14 protein-coding genes are annotated in these 16531 nt (G+C 60.1%); 7 read left to right on the top strand and 7 right to left on the bottom strand.

All coding sequences use genetic code 11. The annotated features are described in order from the left end of the window. Nucleotides 1-13 precede the first annotated feature (13 nt). On the top strand, nucleotides 14-859 hold the full coding sequence (locus CKW20_RS02670) for a MoxR family ATPase (RefSeq protein WP_007898718.1): 846 nt from the start codon (nucleotides 14-16) through the stop codon (nucleotides 857-859). 33 nt (nucleotides 860-892) lie between these two features. After that, nucleotides 893-2071 carry a VWA domain-containing protein gene (locus CKW20_RS02665; protein WP_095051539.1) on the top strand — a complete coding sequence of 393 codons (1179 nt, stop codon included), beginning with the start codon at nucleotides 893-895 and terminating at the stop codon, nucleotides 2069-2071. A gap of 35 nt (nucleotides 2072-2106) precedes the next feature. Here the strand turns inward: CKW20_RS02665 and CKW20_RS02660 are convergent, their stop codons facing one another. From CKW20_RS02660 to CKW20_RS02645, 4 genes are all read right to left on the bottom strand, one after another. After that, a complete protein-coding gene (locus CKW20_RS02660; protein WP_095051538.1) occupies nucleotides 2107-3033 on the bottom strand; it encodes a biotin-dependent carboxyltransferase family protein in 927 nt (308 codons plus the stop codon). Next, nucleotides 3030-3734 carry a 5-oxoprolinase subunit PxpB gene (gene pxpB / locus CKW20_RS02655; protein ID WP_095051537.1) on the bottom strand — a complete coding sequence of 235 codons (705 nt, stop codon included), beginning with the start codon at nucleotides 3732-3734 and terminating at the stop codon, nucleotides 3030-3032. The genes CKW20_RS02660 and pxpB overlap by 4 nt, the downstream gene beginning before the upstream one ends. Then, complete coding sequence (locus tag CKW20_RS02650; protein WP_095051536.1) at nucleotides 3731-4483, bottom strand: 5-oxoprolinase subunit PxpA; 753 nt, start codon at nucleotides 4481-4483, stop codon at nucleotides 3731-3733. Before CKW20_RS02650 ends, pxpB begins: the two co-directional genes overlap by 4 nt. 78 nt (nucleotides 4484-4561) lie before the next feature. Continuing rightward, nucleotides 4562-5848 (bottom strand): MFS transporter, encoded by a 1287-nt coding sequence (locus CKW20_RS02645; protein WP_095051535.1) that lies wholly within the window; start codon nucleotides 5846-5848, stop codon nucleotides 4562-4564. Nucleotides 5849-6021: 173 nt separating this feature from the next. Here CKW20_RS02645 and CKW20_RS02640 point away from each other — a divergent pair, with 173 nt between their 5' ends. From CKW20_RS02640 to CKW20_RS02625, 4 genes are all read left to right on the top strand, one after another. After that, nucleotides 6022-6951, top strand: coding sequence for a LysR family transcriptional regulator (locus CKW20_RS02640; protein ID WP_095051534.1), 930 nt, complete (start codon nucleotides 6022-6024; stop codon nucleotides 6949-6951). A 111-nt stretch (nucleotides 6952-7062) separates the two neighbouring features. After that, complete coding sequence (locus CKW20_RS02635; RefSeq protein ID WP_095051533.1) at nucleotides 7063-8985, top strand: IucA/IucC family siderophore biosynthesis protein; 1923 nt, start codon at nucleotides 7063-7065, stop codon at nucleotides 8983-8985. Next, entirely contained in the window at nucleotides 8975-10186 is a 1212-nt protein-coding gene (locus CKW20_RS02630) for an MFS transporter (protein WP_095051532.1), read from the top strand. The genes CKW20_RS02635 and CKW20_RS02630 overlap by 11 nt, the downstream gene beginning before the upstream one ends. Nucleotides 10187-10199: 13 nt before the next feature. Then, nucleotides 10200-12311, top strand: a complete 2112-nt coding sequence (locus tag CKW20_RS02625; RefSeq protein ID WP_095051531.1) for a TonB-dependent receptor — start codon at nucleotides 10200-10202, stop codon at nucleotides 12309-12311. 80 nt (nucleotides 12312-12391) lie between these two features. On the opposite strand, the gene CKW20_RS02620 is transcribed toward CKW20_RS02625, so the two are convergent. From CKW20_RS02620 to CKW20_RS02610, 3 genes are read right to left on the bottom strand one after another with little or no spacing between them, the layout of a single operon-like run. Beyond that, complete coding sequence (locus CKW20_RS02620) at nucleotides 12392-12934, bottom strand: DUF2937 family protein (protein WP_030132625.1); 543 nt, start codon at nucleotides 12932-12934, stop codon at nucleotides 12392-12394. 14 nt (nucleotides 12935-12948) lie between these two features. Continuing rightward, nucleotides 12949-13725 (bottom strand): class II glutamine amidotransferase, encoded by a 777-nt coding sequence (locus CKW20_RS02615; protein ID WP_095051530.1) that lies wholly within the window; start codon nucleotides 13723-13725, stop codon nucleotides 12949-12951. A 32-nt stretch (nucleotides 13726-13757) separates the two neighbouring features. Further along, the gene (locus CKW20_RS02610) at nucleotides 13758-14255 is read right to left on the bottom strand and encodes an MFS transporter (protein WP_095051529.1); all 498 of its coding nucleotides are present in this window, start codon (nucleotides 14253-14255) and stop codon (nucleotides 13758-13760) included. Nucleotides 14256-14470: 215 nt separating this feature from the next. Between CKW20_RS02610 and CKW20_RS02605 the strand changes: the two genes are divergently transcribed. After that, nucleotides 14471-16525, top strand: a complete 2055-nt coding sequence (locus tag CKW20_RS02605; protein ID WP_095051528.1) for a S9 family peptidase — start codon at nucleotides 14471-14473, stop codon at nucleotides 16523-16525. Nucleotides 16526-16531: the final 6 nt, after the last annotated feature.

Here is a 16531-nt window from a genome sequence, read left to right as displayed (position 1 = left end):
CGAGGATTAGCAGATGAAGTTCGAAGGCACCCAGGCCTACGTTGCCACCGATGACTTGAAGCTGGCGGTCAACGCCGCCATCACGCTGGAACGGCCACTGCTGGTCAAGGGTGAGCCTGGCACCGGCAAGACCATGCTCGCCGAGCAACTGGCCGAGTCCTTCGGCGCCAAGTTGATCACTTGGCACATCAAGTCCACCACCAAGGCGCATCAGGGTCTGTACGAGTACGACGCGGTCAGCCGCCTGCGGGACTCGCAGCTGGGTACGGAGAAGGTCCACGACGTTCGCAACTACCTGAAAAAGGGCAAGCTCTGGGAGGCTTTCGAATCCGAAGAGCGGGTGATTCTGCTGATCGACGAAATCGACAAGGCCGACATCGAGTTCCCCAACGACTTGTTGCAAGAACTCGACAAGATGGAGTTCTACGTTTACGAGATCGACGAAACCATCAAGGCCAAGAAACGCCCGATCATCATCATTACCTCCAACAACGAGAAAGAGCTGCCGGACGCCTTCCTGCGCCGCTGCTTCTTCCACTACATCGCCTTCCCGGATCGCGTCACGATGCAACGGATCGTCGACGTGCATTACCCGAACATCAAGAAAGACCTGGTCAGCGAAGCACTGGACGTGTTCTTCGACGTGCGCAAAGTGCCGGGCCTGAAGAAGAAGCCATCGACCTCTGAACTGGTGGACTGGCTGAAGTTGCTGATGGCCGACAACATCGGCGAAGCGGTGCTGCGCGAGCGCGATCCGACCAAGGCCATTCCGCCACTGGCCGGCGCGTTGGTGAAGAATGAACAAGACGTGCAATTGCTCGAGCGCCTGGCGTTCATGAGCCGTCGCGGCACGCGCTGATCCCTCTGTTTAACAAGATAGAGGGCGATAACCATGCTGCTCAACCTGTTCAATGAAATGCGTGCAGCCAAGGTGCCGGTTTCGGTACGTGAGCTGCTGGACCTGATCAACGCGCTGAAACAGCGCGTGACCTTCGCCGACATGGACGAGTTCTATTACTTGTCGCGGGCGATTCTGGTGAAGGATGAAAAGCATTTCGACAAGTTCGACCGGGCGTTCGGTGCCTACTTCAATGGCCTGGAAAAGCTCGACGATCACCTTCAGGCGTTGATCCCGGAAGATTGGCTGCGCAAGGAATTCGAGCGTTCCCTGACCGATGAAGAGCGGGCCGCGATCCAGTCCCTCGGCGGCCTGGACAAGCTGATCGAAGAGTTCAAGAAGCGCCTGGAAGAACAGAAAGAACGCCATGCCGGCGGCAACAAGTGGATCGGCACCGGCGGCACCAGCCCGTTCGGCTCCGGTGGCTTCAACCCGGAAGGCATTCGGGTCGGCGATGCCGGCAAGCGTCAAGGCAAAGCGGTCAAAGTCTGGGATCAGCGCGAGTACAAGAACCTCGACGATTCGGTCGAACTGGGCACGCGCAACATCAAGGTCGCCCTGCGTCGCCTGCGTAAATTCGCTCGTCAAGGCGCAGCGGAAGAACTGGACATCGACGGCACCATCGATCACACCGCCAAAGATGCGGGGTTGCTGAACATCCAGATGCGTCCGGAGCGGCGCAACACCGTCAAGTTGCTGCTGCTGTTCGACATCGGCGGCTCAATGGACGCCCACGTGAAAATCTGCGAAGAGCTGTTCTCGGCCTGCAAGACCGAGTTCAAGCATCTGGAGTACTTTTACTTCCACAACTTCATTTATGAATCGGTGTGGAAGAACAACATGCGCCGCACCTCCGAGCGCACCGCCACCCAGGACCTGTTGCACAAGTACGGCGCCGACTACAAAGTGATCTTCATCGGCGACGCCGCCATGGCGCCCTATGAAATTACCCAGGCAGGCGGTAGCGTCGAGCACTGGAACGAAGAAGCCGGTTACGTGTGGATGCAACGCTTCAAGGAAAAGTACAAGAAGCTCATCTGGATCAACCCGTACCCGAAAGACACCTGGGGCTATACCTCGTCGACCAACATCGTGCGGGATTTGATTGACGATCAGATGTATCCGCTGACGTTGCGGGGGTTGGAGGAAGGGATGCGGTTTTTGTCCAAGTAGGACGCCGATCGTTCCCACGCTCCGCGTGGGAACGATCAGTGTGAGGCAAACCGGCGTAGGTACTCGACGTGTTCCCGATGCGCCACGTCCTGCACCAGCGGTTTCAACCGCACCTTCGCCCCCGGCAAACACTGCGCCAATCGCGCCAATGCCAACGGCGTCAACGCCCCCAAACGCGGATAACCACCAATGGTCTGCCGGTCATTGAGCAGCACAATCGGCTGCCCATCCGGTGGCACCTGAACCGCGCCTAGTGGGATGCCTTCGGAAATCATCGGCTTGCCCTGATACTGCAACGCCGTTCCCAATAGACGCATACCCATGCGATCAGCGCGGCTGTCGAGGGTCCAGACGCTGTTGAACACGTCGTACAGGCTTTGCCCGCTGAACTCGCCAATCTGCGCACCGAGCACCAGCTCCAGCGGTGCATCGAGTTTGAAGTTCGGGACGTGCTCACGAGGCAGTTCCCGTACCAGCAGCGGCGCTTCACCGGAGTAACTCAACGAAGCACCTTTGGCCAGCGCCCGGCCCATTCCGTCGAGGCCGCCGAGTTCCTCACGCATTACCGTCGAACTGCTGCCCAGCACCTTGGGCGCAGCAAACCCGCCCGGTGCGGCGAGGTACGCCCGAGCCCCAAGCAGCGGCTGAGTGAATTGCAATCGCTGACCTTTGCTCAGTTTGAAACTGCGCCACGGCGCCAACGTCTGGCCATCGATCTGCGCCCCGAGATCGGCACCGGCCAATGCCAACAAGCAATCGTCCTCGGCCACCACGCTGAACCCGCCAAGAGGGATTTCGATCACCGGCGCATCCAGGCAATTACCCAGCAGCCAATTGGCCCACGACATTGATCGCCAATCCAGCGCCCCGCCCTGTGTCACGCCCAGATGCCGCACGCCAAACCGCCCGGCGTCCTGCAACAGGCACAGCGGCGTACTTGCTTCAATCGTCAGTCGGCTCATGCCAGGGCCTCCAACGGCGTGTCATCACCGCCCAGTTTGATGAACTCGGCATGGCTGACCGCTTCAAAGCGTACGGTGTCGCCCGGTTGCATAAGGCTATAGCCGTCGCGCTCGCGGTCGAACAATTTGGCCGGGGTGCGGCCGATCAGATTCCAGCCGCCGGGGGAAACTACCGGATAAGCCGCGGTCTGGCGTTCGGCGATGCCGACACTGCCGGCGGCGACTTTTTTGCGCGGGGTACTCAGACGCGGTGCAGCCAATACTTCCTCCACCAATCCCATGAAAGCGAACCCCGGTGCGAAGCCCAATGCGAACACCTGATACTCATGTTCGCTGTGACAACGGATCACCTCTTCCACCGTTAATCCGCTGCGCTGAGACAACACATTCAGTTCCGGGCCGACACTCAGGTCATACCAGACCGGCAACACATGACATTTACCGCTAGCGCGAGCGTTGGGCGACAGATCGATCAAGGCTTCAGCGATCAACTCCCGCGCCTGGCCCGGATTCAGCGCCGTCAGATCGTAATGCACCATCAACGTCGTATAGGACGGCACCAGATCGATCAGATGCTTACCAAACGCTTCCCGCAGACGCTCGCTGGCCGCGAGTATCCACGGCATGTTGACCTCGCTGATCTCATCGAACAAACGCAGCATCAAACAATCCAGCGCTACCACTTCTACCCGAGGTTTCATGTCGCGCTCTGCTGATCAAGGGCTTCACGAATACGTCGCACGGCAGCCACCGAACTGGCGTTGTCACCGTGGACGCAGAGAGTGTTGGCCTGCAAATGCAAGGTACTGCCATCGCTGGCGGTGAGGTTGCCGCCGCGAGCAATGATCAGCGCCTGTTCAATGATTTTCTCGGGCTCATGATGCACAGCGCCCGGCAGCTGCCGCGACACCAGCATGCCTGCGTTGTCGTAAGCGCGATCGGCGAAGGCTTCGAACCACAACGTCACGCCATATTCATCGCCGAGTCGCTGCGCGGCATTGTTGTCGCGGGTCGCCATCAACATCAGCGGCAAACTCCGATCATAGGCTGCCACGGCCTGAATCACTGCGCGCAGTTGCGCCGGGTTGGCCATCATGTCGTTGTACATCGCGCCGTGGGGTTTGACGTAACTCACCCGCCCGCCCTGCGCCCGACAAATGCCGTCGAGGGCGCCGATCTGGTAATGCAACAGGTCCTGCAGTTCCTGCGCGGTGTAAGCCATGGATCGACGACCGAACCCCACCAGATCCTGATAGGCCGGGTGTGCGCCAATCTGCACGCCGTGGCTCAGGGCCAGGCTGACGGTCTTGCGCATGATGCTCGGGTCGCCGGCGTGGAAGCCGCAGGCGATGTTGGCGCAATCAATGAAGGGCATGACCTCGGCGTCCAGACCCATGGTCCAGTGGCCGAAACTTTCGCCGATGTCGCAGTTCAGTAGCAGGCGGTTCACGGTGAACGCTCCTGTAGGTTTTAGTCTTTTTAACCGAAGGGCATATGCCCCACAGATTATCAGTTACCGGACATTCGGTTATTGAGCGTCGAGTTGCTTGCCACGGGTTTCCGGCAGGCTCAGGGCCGCCAGGATCACTACCCCGTAGGACACCGCCGCGAAGGCCCCGATTCCCACGCTCAGTGGCACCTTCTGGCTGAGCAAGCCGATCAGCAGCGGGAACAATGCCGCCAGTGCCCGACCGATGTTGTAGCAAAAACCCTGGCCCGAGCCGCGAATGCGTGTAGGAAAAAGCTCGGTCAAAAACGCGCCCATGCCGCTGAAGATCCCCGAAGCGAAGAAACCCAAGGGGAACCCCAGCCAGAGCATCACGCTGTTGCTGACCGGTAATTGGGTGTACAGCAGAACAATGGTGAATGAGCCGACCGCGAACAGAATGAAGTTCTTTTTACGACCCAGGATGTCAGTCAAATACGCGCTGATCACGTACCCGACGTAGGAACCGACGATCACCATCGCCAGATAACCACCGGTGCCAAGCACGCTCAAGCCCCGTTCGTTTTTCAGAAAAGTCGGCAACCAGGAAGTGATCGCGTAGTAACCGCCGAGGGCGCCGGTGGTCAGGATCGAAGCACGGATCGTGGTGAAAAGGATGCCGGGGGCGAAGATCTCGTAGAACTTGGCCGGATTGCTTGGCTCTTGTTTGGCCTTGGCTTCGCGGTAGATTTCCGGGTCTTTCACCAAGCGACGAACGAAGATCACGAAAATTGCCGGGACGATGCCCAGGAGAAACAGTGCCCGCCAGGCGTCTTCCGGCGGCAAGACTGAAAACAGCAGCGCATACAGAATCGCTGTCAGCCCCCAACCCAACGCCCAACCCGATTGCACCATGCCGACGACTTTGCCACGGTCCTTGGCACGAATCACTTCGCCTATCAGCACCGCGCCAGCCGTCCATTCGCCACCGAAACCGAAGCCCATCAGGGTGCGTGCGATCAGCAGTTGTTCGTAGTTCTGGGCGAAGCCGCAAAGAAAGGTGAAGAACGCGAACCACAGCACCGTCAGTTGCAAGGTGCGCACCCGACCGATGCGGTCGGAGAGAATTCCCGCCACCCAACCACCGATGGCCGAGGCGATCAGGGTGCTGGTGTGAATCAGCCCGGCCTCGCCGGTGGTAATGCCCCACATGGCAATCAGGGTCGGCACCACGAAGCTGAGCATCTGGGTGTCCATGCCGTCCAGGGCATAGCCGATCTTGCAGCTCCAGAACGTGCGACGCTCCTGCTGATTGATGTTGCGGTACCAGTCGAAAGGCCCGGGGCGAGCCGTGGCTTTGGGGATATCGAGGGTGTCGGGCGCACTCATGGCAAATCTCCGCGCATATTTTATTGGTATTGTTCTAAGCCCCGACGACGCCTATCGTGGGAACCGGATGTGTCGATTTTTGGACGCCTTGCCCTGTGGCGTCCAACTAATAAAAACCCGCCCTAGGCATAAGAAAACCTTATCCCCCGAGCTGAGTCCCACGAGCTGATCCCATGAACCTGAAGTTTCTCGAAACCTTTGTCTGGGTTGCCCGACTCAAGAGTTTTCGCCTGACGGCAGACAAACTCTTCACCACCCAAGCGTCGATTTCCAGCCGCATTGCCGTGCTCGAAGATGAGCTCGGGGTGAAGCTGTTTCTGCGCGACTCTCGCGGCGTGAGCCTGACGCCCGAAGGCCTGAAAGTGCTCGAATATGCCGAGCAGATGATGGACACGATGCAGGCGCTCAAGCAGTCGATCGAGACGCGCTCCAGCAAGGCTGGGCGGGTTCGGATCGGCGTCATGGACACCGTGATCCATACCTGGCTCAGCCCCTTGGTGGCGCAGATGATGGATCACTACCCGCTGGTGGAAATCGAACTGGTGGCCGATACCGCGCTCAACCTCTGCGATCAGCTGCAAAAAGGCTTTCTCGACGTCATCCTGCAAACCGACCTGCTGCGTCAGGAAAGCGTGCGCAGCCTGGCGCTGGCCAGTCATCCGATGGGCTGGATCGTGGCCAGTAATTCCATCTATAACCGTGAATATTCAGGTGTCGCCGACCTGGCGCGGGAGCGGATCATCACCTATTCGAAAAACTCCCATCCGCATCAGGAGGTTCTGGCCCTGATGCAGGCCAATGGCGTCATGGCGCCGCGGCTCAACTGCGTGAACTCGGTGTCGGCGATTACCCGATTGCTGCGCGACGGCTTTGGTATCGGCGCGTTGCCGCCGGTGCTGGTGGCCGAAGAATTGGCGCGGGGGGAATTGACGTTGCTGGCCATCGATCAGCGGCCGCCGAATTTGCAGGTGGTGGTGTCGTGGCGGGTTGGCGTGGAATGGGTCGAAGAAATCGTGGCGTTGTGTCAGCAAGTCGTGGCGCGCTATGCGCAGAAAGTGGGCGAGCACTACATCGTCTTGAGCAAACCACAGGCCGGAATCTGAAGAACATTTCCCAAAGTGTAAATATGAACCACTATCATTTGCATTATTTTTTCAAGGAGGTATTCTCTGCGCGCTTTCAGCTAATCAATTGTCCAGAAGGAGTCGGACCGGATGCGCGGCCACACGCAAAAACAGCAACAATTGCTCGCTCACTGGAGCGAAGCGCTTGGCACTCAGGCTTTCCAGTCCCACTGCATCACGCTCGACCATTTGAGCAATGCGTTGGAGCCCGCCGCCCAGCGCTGTTTTCAACGCCTGATCCAGGCGCTGTTTCGTGAAGACCTGATCAACCCCGACACCTGCGAATACGACGACATCAGCCGTTGCTGGCTGCCCCTTGGCGATGGCGCGCATCTTTGCTTCGAGCACTTGTCCGGCGGCAGGATGAACAGCTGGGACGTACGCGGCAGCATCTTCCTGCACACCCCCGACAGACTGCCCCAAAAAATCCAGTTGCCCAGCGAACTGCTCGCTCACCTTAGCACTCAGCTCAACCCGCCAGCCTCCCCGCAGGTACTGGAACGTCTGGCCCGGGAGCTGGATGACAGCTTCAGCAACGACACCCTGTGCCTGGCGTTTCACCATGGATGGACCGAGCGCCTGAGAGAGCAAATCGACACCGAGTACGACGACAATCTGCTCGCGTGGCTCAAAACCGGCCCCAATCACCAGAACCCGACGTCATTGCTCGAACAATGGGGCACGCTTGGCCATCCGTGGCACCCGAACTACAAGACCAAACTGGGCTTGAGCGCCGCTCAGGTCATCGCGTTCTCGCCAGAATTCGAAGCGAGTTTTCCGATTGTCCTGTGCGCCCTGCACCGCCAGTACGCACACGTCGAAGCGCTGGCTGGCACCACCGATTACTGGGACTGGTGGCAAGGTCACTTCCCACAGGCTGCCGAGCAATTGCAACGCCATTTGCAGCAGCTGGGTCTGGACGTAAAGGACTACCTCCCGCTCCCGTCGCACCCATGGCAAGCCCATGAAGAGCTGCCACATTCGTTCGCCAACGAGATCGCCGACAACCTGCTGATTGTCACTGACATCGTGGCTTTTACCGGCCACCCGACCATGTCCTTCCGCACGGTCCTGCCGCAGGCCAGTCGCGTGGCGCCGATGGTCAAACTGCCGGTGGCTCTGCGACTGACCAGCGTGCAGCGCACCGTGTCGCCGCGCTCCGCCCGGATGGGGCCGCGCATCAGCCAACTGATACTGAATATTCTCGATCAGGAGCCGCAGATTCAGCGTCTGCTGAACATCGTTCCAGAACGCATCGGCGTGCACTACGCACCACTGCCGGCCGATGACGAGCGTTCCCGGCATGCTGCCGTGCTGTATCGCGACAACCCGCTTACGCTCCTGCAAGAAGGCGAGTTGGCGGTGCCGGTCGGCAGTCTGTTCGCCGTCAACGAATTCGAACAACCGTTGCTGCGTGATTGGGTAAAACTGGCTAAGGGCAGTGACGACAGCGAGGCCATGCTGACGTTCTTCGATGATTACCTGTCGATTGCCGTACCGAGTCTGCTGGGCATTTACCTGATGTATGGCGTGGCGTTCGAAGCGCATCAGCAAAACAGTTTCATGGTGATGGGCGCTGACGGGCAGTTGAATCGGCTGCTGTTGCGTGATTTCGGCGACGTTCGTATCGATCGCAAAACCCTGCACGCCAAGGGCCTGGATATCCAGTTGCACGATCCGAAAATGACCCTGTATGACGACTCCGGCTTTGTCCGCGACAAACTCCTGCACACCACCTTCATGTGCCACCTCGGTGAGCTGACGCTGCTCTGTGCCCGCCACTGGAATGTGCCGGAAAGTATCCTTTGGGAGCGATTGGCATCGCACGTTGCACAGTGCTTCGAGACCTTGCGCGAGCGCGTTGAACCGGCACGCTGGGAAAGCGAGCACCAAGCCTTGCTGGAACAGGATTGGCCCGCCAAATCGTTCATGCGCATGCGCTTGCTCGACAGTCATGCCGACATCGTCGGACGCCTGAGTAACCCGCTGCGACCCAACACCCATGCGTTCTGACGGTCGCGCCTTGCGACTGCTGATCGTCATCCAGTTTGTCTCCATGGGCGCAATGGAAATGAGTGGCCCGTTCTGGCCCTTGCAGATCCAGCATCTGCTCGGGCCGGAGGGTGCCGGCTACACCGCGCTGTTATCGGCGATGGTCTATGCCGGCCCGATGCTGGCGGCCATGCTCCTGACGCCCCTGTGGGGCCGGTTGGGGGATCGCACCGGACACAAACCGATGATTGTTCGGGCGTTGCTGGCACTCGCATTGTGCCAAGGGTTGGCGGCCATCACCCTCGACCCGTGGCTGCTGGTGGGTATTCGCGTGATGCAGGGCGCATTGGCCGGTTTTCTCGCTGCCGCGCAAGCCTATGCATTGGCCTGCTGCGACAGTTCCAGCCGTGGTCACACCCTGGCCCGTCTGCAATCGGCAACCGCCGTCGGCTCATTGATCGGCCCGGTGCTGGGTGGCTGGCTGATGGACGTCTCGGGGTTTGCCCTGCTCTGTTATGGCGCGACGGCGATTTGCCTGCTGTGCGCACTGGGGAGTTTTTTCCTGCCGGCCGACAAGGCTCGGACCTCGAAGAAAAAAGCGCTTGAACCGGTGGCCCTGCCCAAAGGCTGGCTCGGTGGAATCCTGTTGGTAATCGTGTTGATTCAAGCCGCGAAGATGATGCCGCAGTCGTTCTACGCGCTGTACGTCGCGAACATTCTGCATGCCCCGAGCTGGCTGATCGGCGCCACCTACGCGGCGAGCGCCGCGACCCTGGCCGTTTCCGCACCGCTATGGGGACGCCTGTTCGACCGCTGGCAGCCGGCCCACACCTTGCGCGTCATCGAAGGCGTGGCCTGGCTATGTGCGCTGACGCTGGCGGCCGCGGCATTGGCCAACGAATGGCTGGGGTTTCTCGTCAGTCGACTCGTCTGGGGCATCTGGCAAGGCGCCCTCCTGCCCGTCGCCTATGCACTGATCGCCAACACCATTTCCGTACACCAGCAAGGCTTTGCGCTCGGCCTCGGCAACAGCGCGGCAAAGGCTGGCGCGCTGCTCGGTGTCGTCCTTGGCGGGATCGGCATGGGCCTGGTCGGCCTGGCTCACAGTTTCTGGCTGGTGGCGCTGACCTACGCCATCGCCGCCATCGGGATCCGCTGGGTGCGTTCGTTCAACACCGCGCCTGACCGCTCGACCTTATCGCCCCACACTTATCACAACTAAAAAAGACCACGTCATGACCCGAACCAAACTCTCCCTGCTGATCCCGCTGCTCGGTACCTTCAGCGCCCAGACCTGGGCCGAGGATACCGAGCAGCAGCCCGGCACCTTGAACATGCAAGCCACCGTCGTCTCCGCGACTCGTAGCGAAGCGAGCATTGCTTCGATTCCGGGCTCGGTCCAGGTGATCGATGAACAGCAGGTCCGTGAACAGAGCGGCGCGGGGCGCCGGGTCTCCGACATCCTCGGGCAATTGGTCCCCGGTCTTGCACCGTCCAGCGGCGGGATGAGCAACTTCGGTCAAACCCTGCGCGGGCGCAACATGCTGGTGTTGATCGACGGCGTATCGCAGAACGCCACGCGCGACAACTTCCGCCAGCTCAACAGCATCGCCCCGGCCAGCATCGAACGCATCGAAGTGATCTCCGGCGCCAGCAGCATCTACGGTGCCGGTGCTTCAGGCGGCATCATCAACATCATCACCAAGCGCAATCAGGGCCAGGACATTGCCTACAGCAGCAAACTGGGCCTGACCAGCGGCAATAACCTCAACCGCAAAGGCTTCGCCTACGAAGCCTTTCAGAGTGCGACGGGGCGCAAGGATGCCCTGGACTGGTACGTCTCCGCCGACCTGACCCAGCGTAACGATCAGTTCGATGGCAACGGCAACCGCATCCCTCAGGACACCTCCCAGGGCAGCAACATGGACACCGAAACCTATGACCTGCAAGGTCGTTTCGGTTACGAACTGGATGCCGACAAAAAACTTAGCCTGTCGCTGCAGGACTACAAGGACCAGCAGGACACTGGCTACACAAAAGACCCGACAAACCGGCAGGAAGCCGTGGCGGTCAAAGGGCTGAAACTCGACGACCAGCCCTATACCCATAACCAGGCGGTCAACCTCAACTACACCGACAAGGACTTCTACGGTCAGGGCCTGCAACTGGAAAGCTACTGGCGCCGCGCCGATGCACTGTTCTTTCCGGACCTGTCGCGAGGCAGGGCCGGGATCTCCGACAACAACAGTGTGCAAGATGTCTACGGCCTGCGCGCGGCCATCGACACGCCACTGCCGGCGATCGGGAGTGCCACGGGTAATCTGGTCTGGGGCGCCGACTATAATAATGAGCGCTCCCGCCAACGAGGTGATCAATACACGCTCAATGGCCTGACCTACACCAAGACCGGCACCACCTACGAGCTGGGCCCGGACATCGAAACCACCACCAAATCGCTGTTCGGGCAGATGTCCTGGGACATCGGTGACTGGACCTTGCGTGGCGGTGTGCGCCGTGAATGGATCGAAAGCGAGGTCTCCGACAGCATCGCTTATGGCCAGATCGTCCAGACCGGCGTACGCGCAACGCTGCCCGGTGACACCCTCAAGTACGATGCCACCCTGTACAACCTGGGGGCGGTCTACCACCTGAGTGAAAACCAGGACGTTTTCGCCAATTACAGCCAGGGGTTTTCACTACCGGATATCCAGCGTTTCATGCGCGATGTCAGCAGCACCTTCGACATTCAGAGTCTCAATGCCCAGGCCATCAAGGTCGACAGTTACGAGCTGGGCTGGCGCGGCAACTGGGACCAGTGGCAGGCTGACGTCACCGTGTACGAAAACACCTCGGACGTGACTCAGTTCTACGATGCCAATGATCGCGTATTGCGCCTGATCAACCAGAAAGAGCGAGTTCGCGGCATCGAAAACAGCCTGACCTACCGCGCGACCGATCGCTGGTCGGTGGGTGGCACTTATGCCTGGGCCAAAGGAGAGACCGAGCAGAACGGCAAATGGATCGATCTGCCGGCCACGCGCATCTCACCGGCCAAGACCACACTGTTTGTCGGCTACACCGAAGACGACTACACCCTGCGCCTGCAAGGCATGCATTTGTCCAGTTACGATGCCGCCGCCAAGGACAACAACGGACGCGAGATTGAAGGCTATACGCTGGTGGACCTGCTCGGCTCCGTGCAACTGCCGGTCGGTCGTCTTGAAGGCGGGGTATATAACCTGACTGATCGCACGTACCAGAACCTGTTCACCCAGGCCAACGCCAGAGCCCCGTACGCCAATGCCGAAGGCCGCACGCTGAGCATGAGCTACTCGGTGGATTGGTAAAAAACAGGAGCCGACTTGCCGGCGATGCGACCTGCCAGGCATACCGTGTCGCGGCAATCGCCAGCAAGTCGGATCCAGTGTTACAGCCCGCGCAAATCCCGCTCTTCGATCGGCCGGCTCTGGCGCAAACGCTTGCCGCCCAGCACCACCCAGTCGATCAGACGGAACAGGCATTCAATGCCGAACGACAGCAGCAACGCGCCGCTCATGCCCCAGATCATCGCTTCCGGCGTCAGCAGGATCTGGTAGCTGTAGCCATTCCAGGTTTCCTTGCGAATATCCGGGTCGGCAGCCAGGGCCACTTGCAGGAAACGGATGTACCACGGGCCTTGCATGGCCTGGAATTGCTTGTCGAGGGCCAGTTGACGGGTGAGCAAGGTGCTCAGGCTGTCGGCATCGCTGCGAAAGATCGGGTCTTCGCTGGCACGGTAATGGGCCACGAGCGCCTGCATATCACCCTTGAAAAACTGATTGGCCGTGCCCTGAAAACCGCTCAAACCGGTCTGCGCCTCGATCAGATGCGCCTCGACCCGCTTGGCATAATCACTGATGAACCCAGGCACCTGGACACCGATCAACAGGCCCGCCGCGAACAACACCAGCCGAAGATAACTGAGCAACATGGGGGGGGAGATCCTTATTCGGTCTTGCCCTGGCTGACGCATTCACCGCGTCGCCAAAGGCTCCATTGGCCCGGTTCGTAGCGGGTCCAGGTTTCGTTTTCGGTCAAGGGTTCGGTGGCAATCACTGTGACCACGTCATTGGGCGTGGTTTCGGCCTGGAAGTCGACGATCACATCGACGTCCTTCAAACGCGCCGGGCCGAACGGTGCACGGCGGGTGATCTGCGCCAGTTTGCTCGAGCAGTAGCAGAACAGCCAGTCGCCGTCGCTGAGCAAGCAGTTGAATACGCCTTTGCTGCGGTACTCGGCGCAGGCGGCCACCAGGTCTGGCAACAGTGCTTCGACTTCTACCGGCTCGGGAAACGCTGCACGAACCCGATTGAGCAAATCGCAAAATGCCGCTTCGCTGTCGGTATCGCCAACAGGGCGGTAAAAACTGGCGGTCGGATTGAAATCGGCCAATTGGCCGTTGTGAGCGAAACACCAGTTGCGTCCCCACAACTCGCGCACGAACGGGTGAGTGTTGGACAGGCAAACCTTGCCGACGTTGGCCTGGCGGATGTGCCCGATCACCACTTCGCTTTTGATTGGGTAGCGCTGCACCAGGTTCGCCACTTCCGACTCGCTGCTCGCCGCCGGGTCCTGAAACAACCGCAGGCCACGGCCTTCATAAAAAGCGATGCCCCAACCATCGCGGTGTGGGCCGGTGCGGCCGCCGCGCTGCATCAGCCCGGTGAAGCTGAACACGATATCGGTCGGGACATTGGCGCTCATGCCCAATAACTCACACATGCTCGGACTCTCGATTCAGTACAGGGGCACGGTTACAGACGCGGTTCGACCCGCGAACGCTGAGGATTGCTCGGCACCGGTGGCCGGCCGTAACGATCATCGCCGGCACCGCCGAAAGGCTGATCGTCGTCAGGCTCGTCGGCCCGCGCAGCTGCCTTGGCGGCAGCCGCCTGTTCCTTGCGAGCGTTGGAGGCGCGCTCGATGGGAAAACGGATCGCCACGAACACCATGTAAATGCCGAAGGCAATCATGCCGTACATGAACAGATCGGAAATCGCCCGCCAGGCGTTATTGCCGACCTTGAACAGCAAGTCGAGGGCAGTAATGGCGATGGCCGGGGCGACCTTTTCCTTCACCGGGTCGATGATGGTCGGGCTGAACAGCAACACCGCCACCAGCAGCCGCAGCGGTTCACGCAGCCAACGCCACATCCAGCGGGTGATGCGCATCCACACCAACAGGCAGCCTAAAGCGGCAAAGGCGTAGAGGCCCCAAGCGATCAGATAGTCGTTCTCGGTCATGGTGTCCATGGCAAGGCAGGCAAAGAGGCGCTTATAGTAACGACTTTTCGCACGTCAGGCTTGTCCCAATACCTGTCTGTCATGCGCAACCCCTGTAGGAGCGAGCTTGCTCGCGAAAGCGGTGTGTCAGTCACCAGAAATGTTGAATGACTGGCCTCTTCGCGAGCAAGCTCGCTTCTACAGGTTGCGAAGCCCCTATTCCGTACATTGTTCGAGAGCCATTCATGCCCCTATCCGCCAACGTCAACAGCGCCCCGATTGCCCACAAGGCCGACGGTTCTGACCCGTATGCCTGGCTGCAGGAGCGCGACACCGACGCGGTGCTCGATTACCTGAAAGCTGAAAACCGCTATCAAGAGGCGCAAACCGCCGATCAGGCCGGGCTGCGCGAAACCCTGTTCGAGGAGATCAAGGGGCGAATTCTCGAAACCGATCTGTCGCTGCCCTCCCCCTGGGGCCCGTACCTGTATTACACCCGCACCACTGCCGGCGACGAATACGCCCGCCACTACCGCTGCCCGCGTCCGGCCGATGGCAGCCTGCAGATAGACGAAAGCCAGGAACTACTGCTGCTTGATCCGAACGTGTTGGCCAAGGGTGGCTTCTTTTCCCTGGGCGCGTTCAGCATCAGCCCGGACCACCAGCGTCTGGCCTACAGCATCGACTCCTCGGGCGAAGAGATTTACACGCTGTTCGTGAAGGAATTATCCAGTGGCCGCGTCAGCGAACTGGAATTCCAGAACTGCGACGGCAGCATGACCTGGGCCAACGACAGCCTGACGCTGTTTTTCGGCGAACTCGACGAGACCCATCGCCCGCACAAACTGTTCCGCTATCGGCTGGACGGCACCGCGGCCGAAGAAGTGTTCCATGAGCCGGACGGCCGATTCTTCCTGCATTGCTACCGCTCAAGCTCCGAACGGCAACTGCTGTTGTCGCTGGGCAGCAAGACCACCAGCGAAGTCTGGGTGCTCGATGCTGCGCTGCCGCATCAGGCCTTTACCTGCCTGGCGCCGAGGGTCGAAGATCATGAGTACGATGTCGATCACGGCAAACTCGATGGCGAGTGGACGTGGCTGATCCGTACCAACCGCGACGGCATCAACTTCGCCCTGTACCAGGCCGCCGATACTGGCGTCGCGCCGACTGAAGCCGACTGGCAGAACCTGATTCCCCATAGCGACACCGTGATGCTCGAAGGCATGAGCCTGAACGCAGAGGCCATGACCCTGAGCCTGCGCGAAGGTGGCCTGCCGATCATCGAAGTCCGCCCACGGGATTTGGTGCCCTATCGCGTGCAATTGCCGGATGCGGCCTACAGCCTGCATGTGCAGAACAGCCTGGAATTTGTCAGCGACAGGATCCGTCTGCGCTACGAAGCCTTGAACCGTCCGGCACAGATCCGCCAAGTGATTCTGAGCAGCGGCGAGCAGAAAGTCCTCAAGGAAACCCCGGTGCTCGGCCCGTTCGACGCCGATGCATACGTCAGCCAGCGGCTTTGGGCGACTGCACCGGATGGTACGCAAGTGCCGGTCAGCCTTGTGGTCAAACGCGAGTTCCTCGGCAAGCCGACGCCGCTTTATCTGTACGGCTATGGCGCCTACGGCGAAAGCCTCGACCCGTGGTTCTCCCACGCGCGCCTGAGCCTGCTGGATCGCGGCATGGCGTTTGCCATCGCCCATGTACGAGGTGGCGGTGAACTGGGCGAAGCCTGGTACCGCGCCGGCAAGCAGGAACACAAGCACAACACCTTCAGCGACTTCATCGCCTGCGCCGAACACCTGATCGCCAACGGTTTCACGACCCCATCGCAGCTGGCGATCAGCGGTGGCAGCGCCGGTGGTTTGCTGATCGGCGCGGTGCTCAATCAGCGGCCAGAGCTGTTCGCTGCGGCGATTGCCGAAGTGCCGTTCGTCGACGTGCTTAACACCATGCTCGACCCGGAGCTGCCGCTGACCGTCACGGAATACGACGAGTGGGGCAACCCGCAAGAGTCGGACGTCTATGATCGGATCAAGGCCTACGCCCCGTACGAAAACGTCACCGCGCAAGCCTATCCGGCAACGTTGGTGATCGCCGGCTACAACGATAGTCGTGTGCAGTACTGGGAAGCGGCCAAATGGGTGGCGAAATTGCGCGCGACCAAAACCGACACCAACGCCTTGTTGCTCAAGACTGAACTGGGTGCCGGCCATGGCGGGATGAGCGGTCGTTATCAGGGATTACGTGACGTAGCCCTCGAATACGCATTTGTTTTCAAGGTTTTGGGCATCGCCTGAGGAACT

This window comes from Pseudomonas sp. Irchel s3b2, from assembly GCF_900187445.1.
Classification (GTDB): Bacteria; Pseudomonadota; Gammaproteobacteria; order Pseudomonadales; family Pseudomonadaceae; genus Aquipseudomonas.
This window is presented reverse-complemented; position numbering and strand designations above follow the sequence as displayed.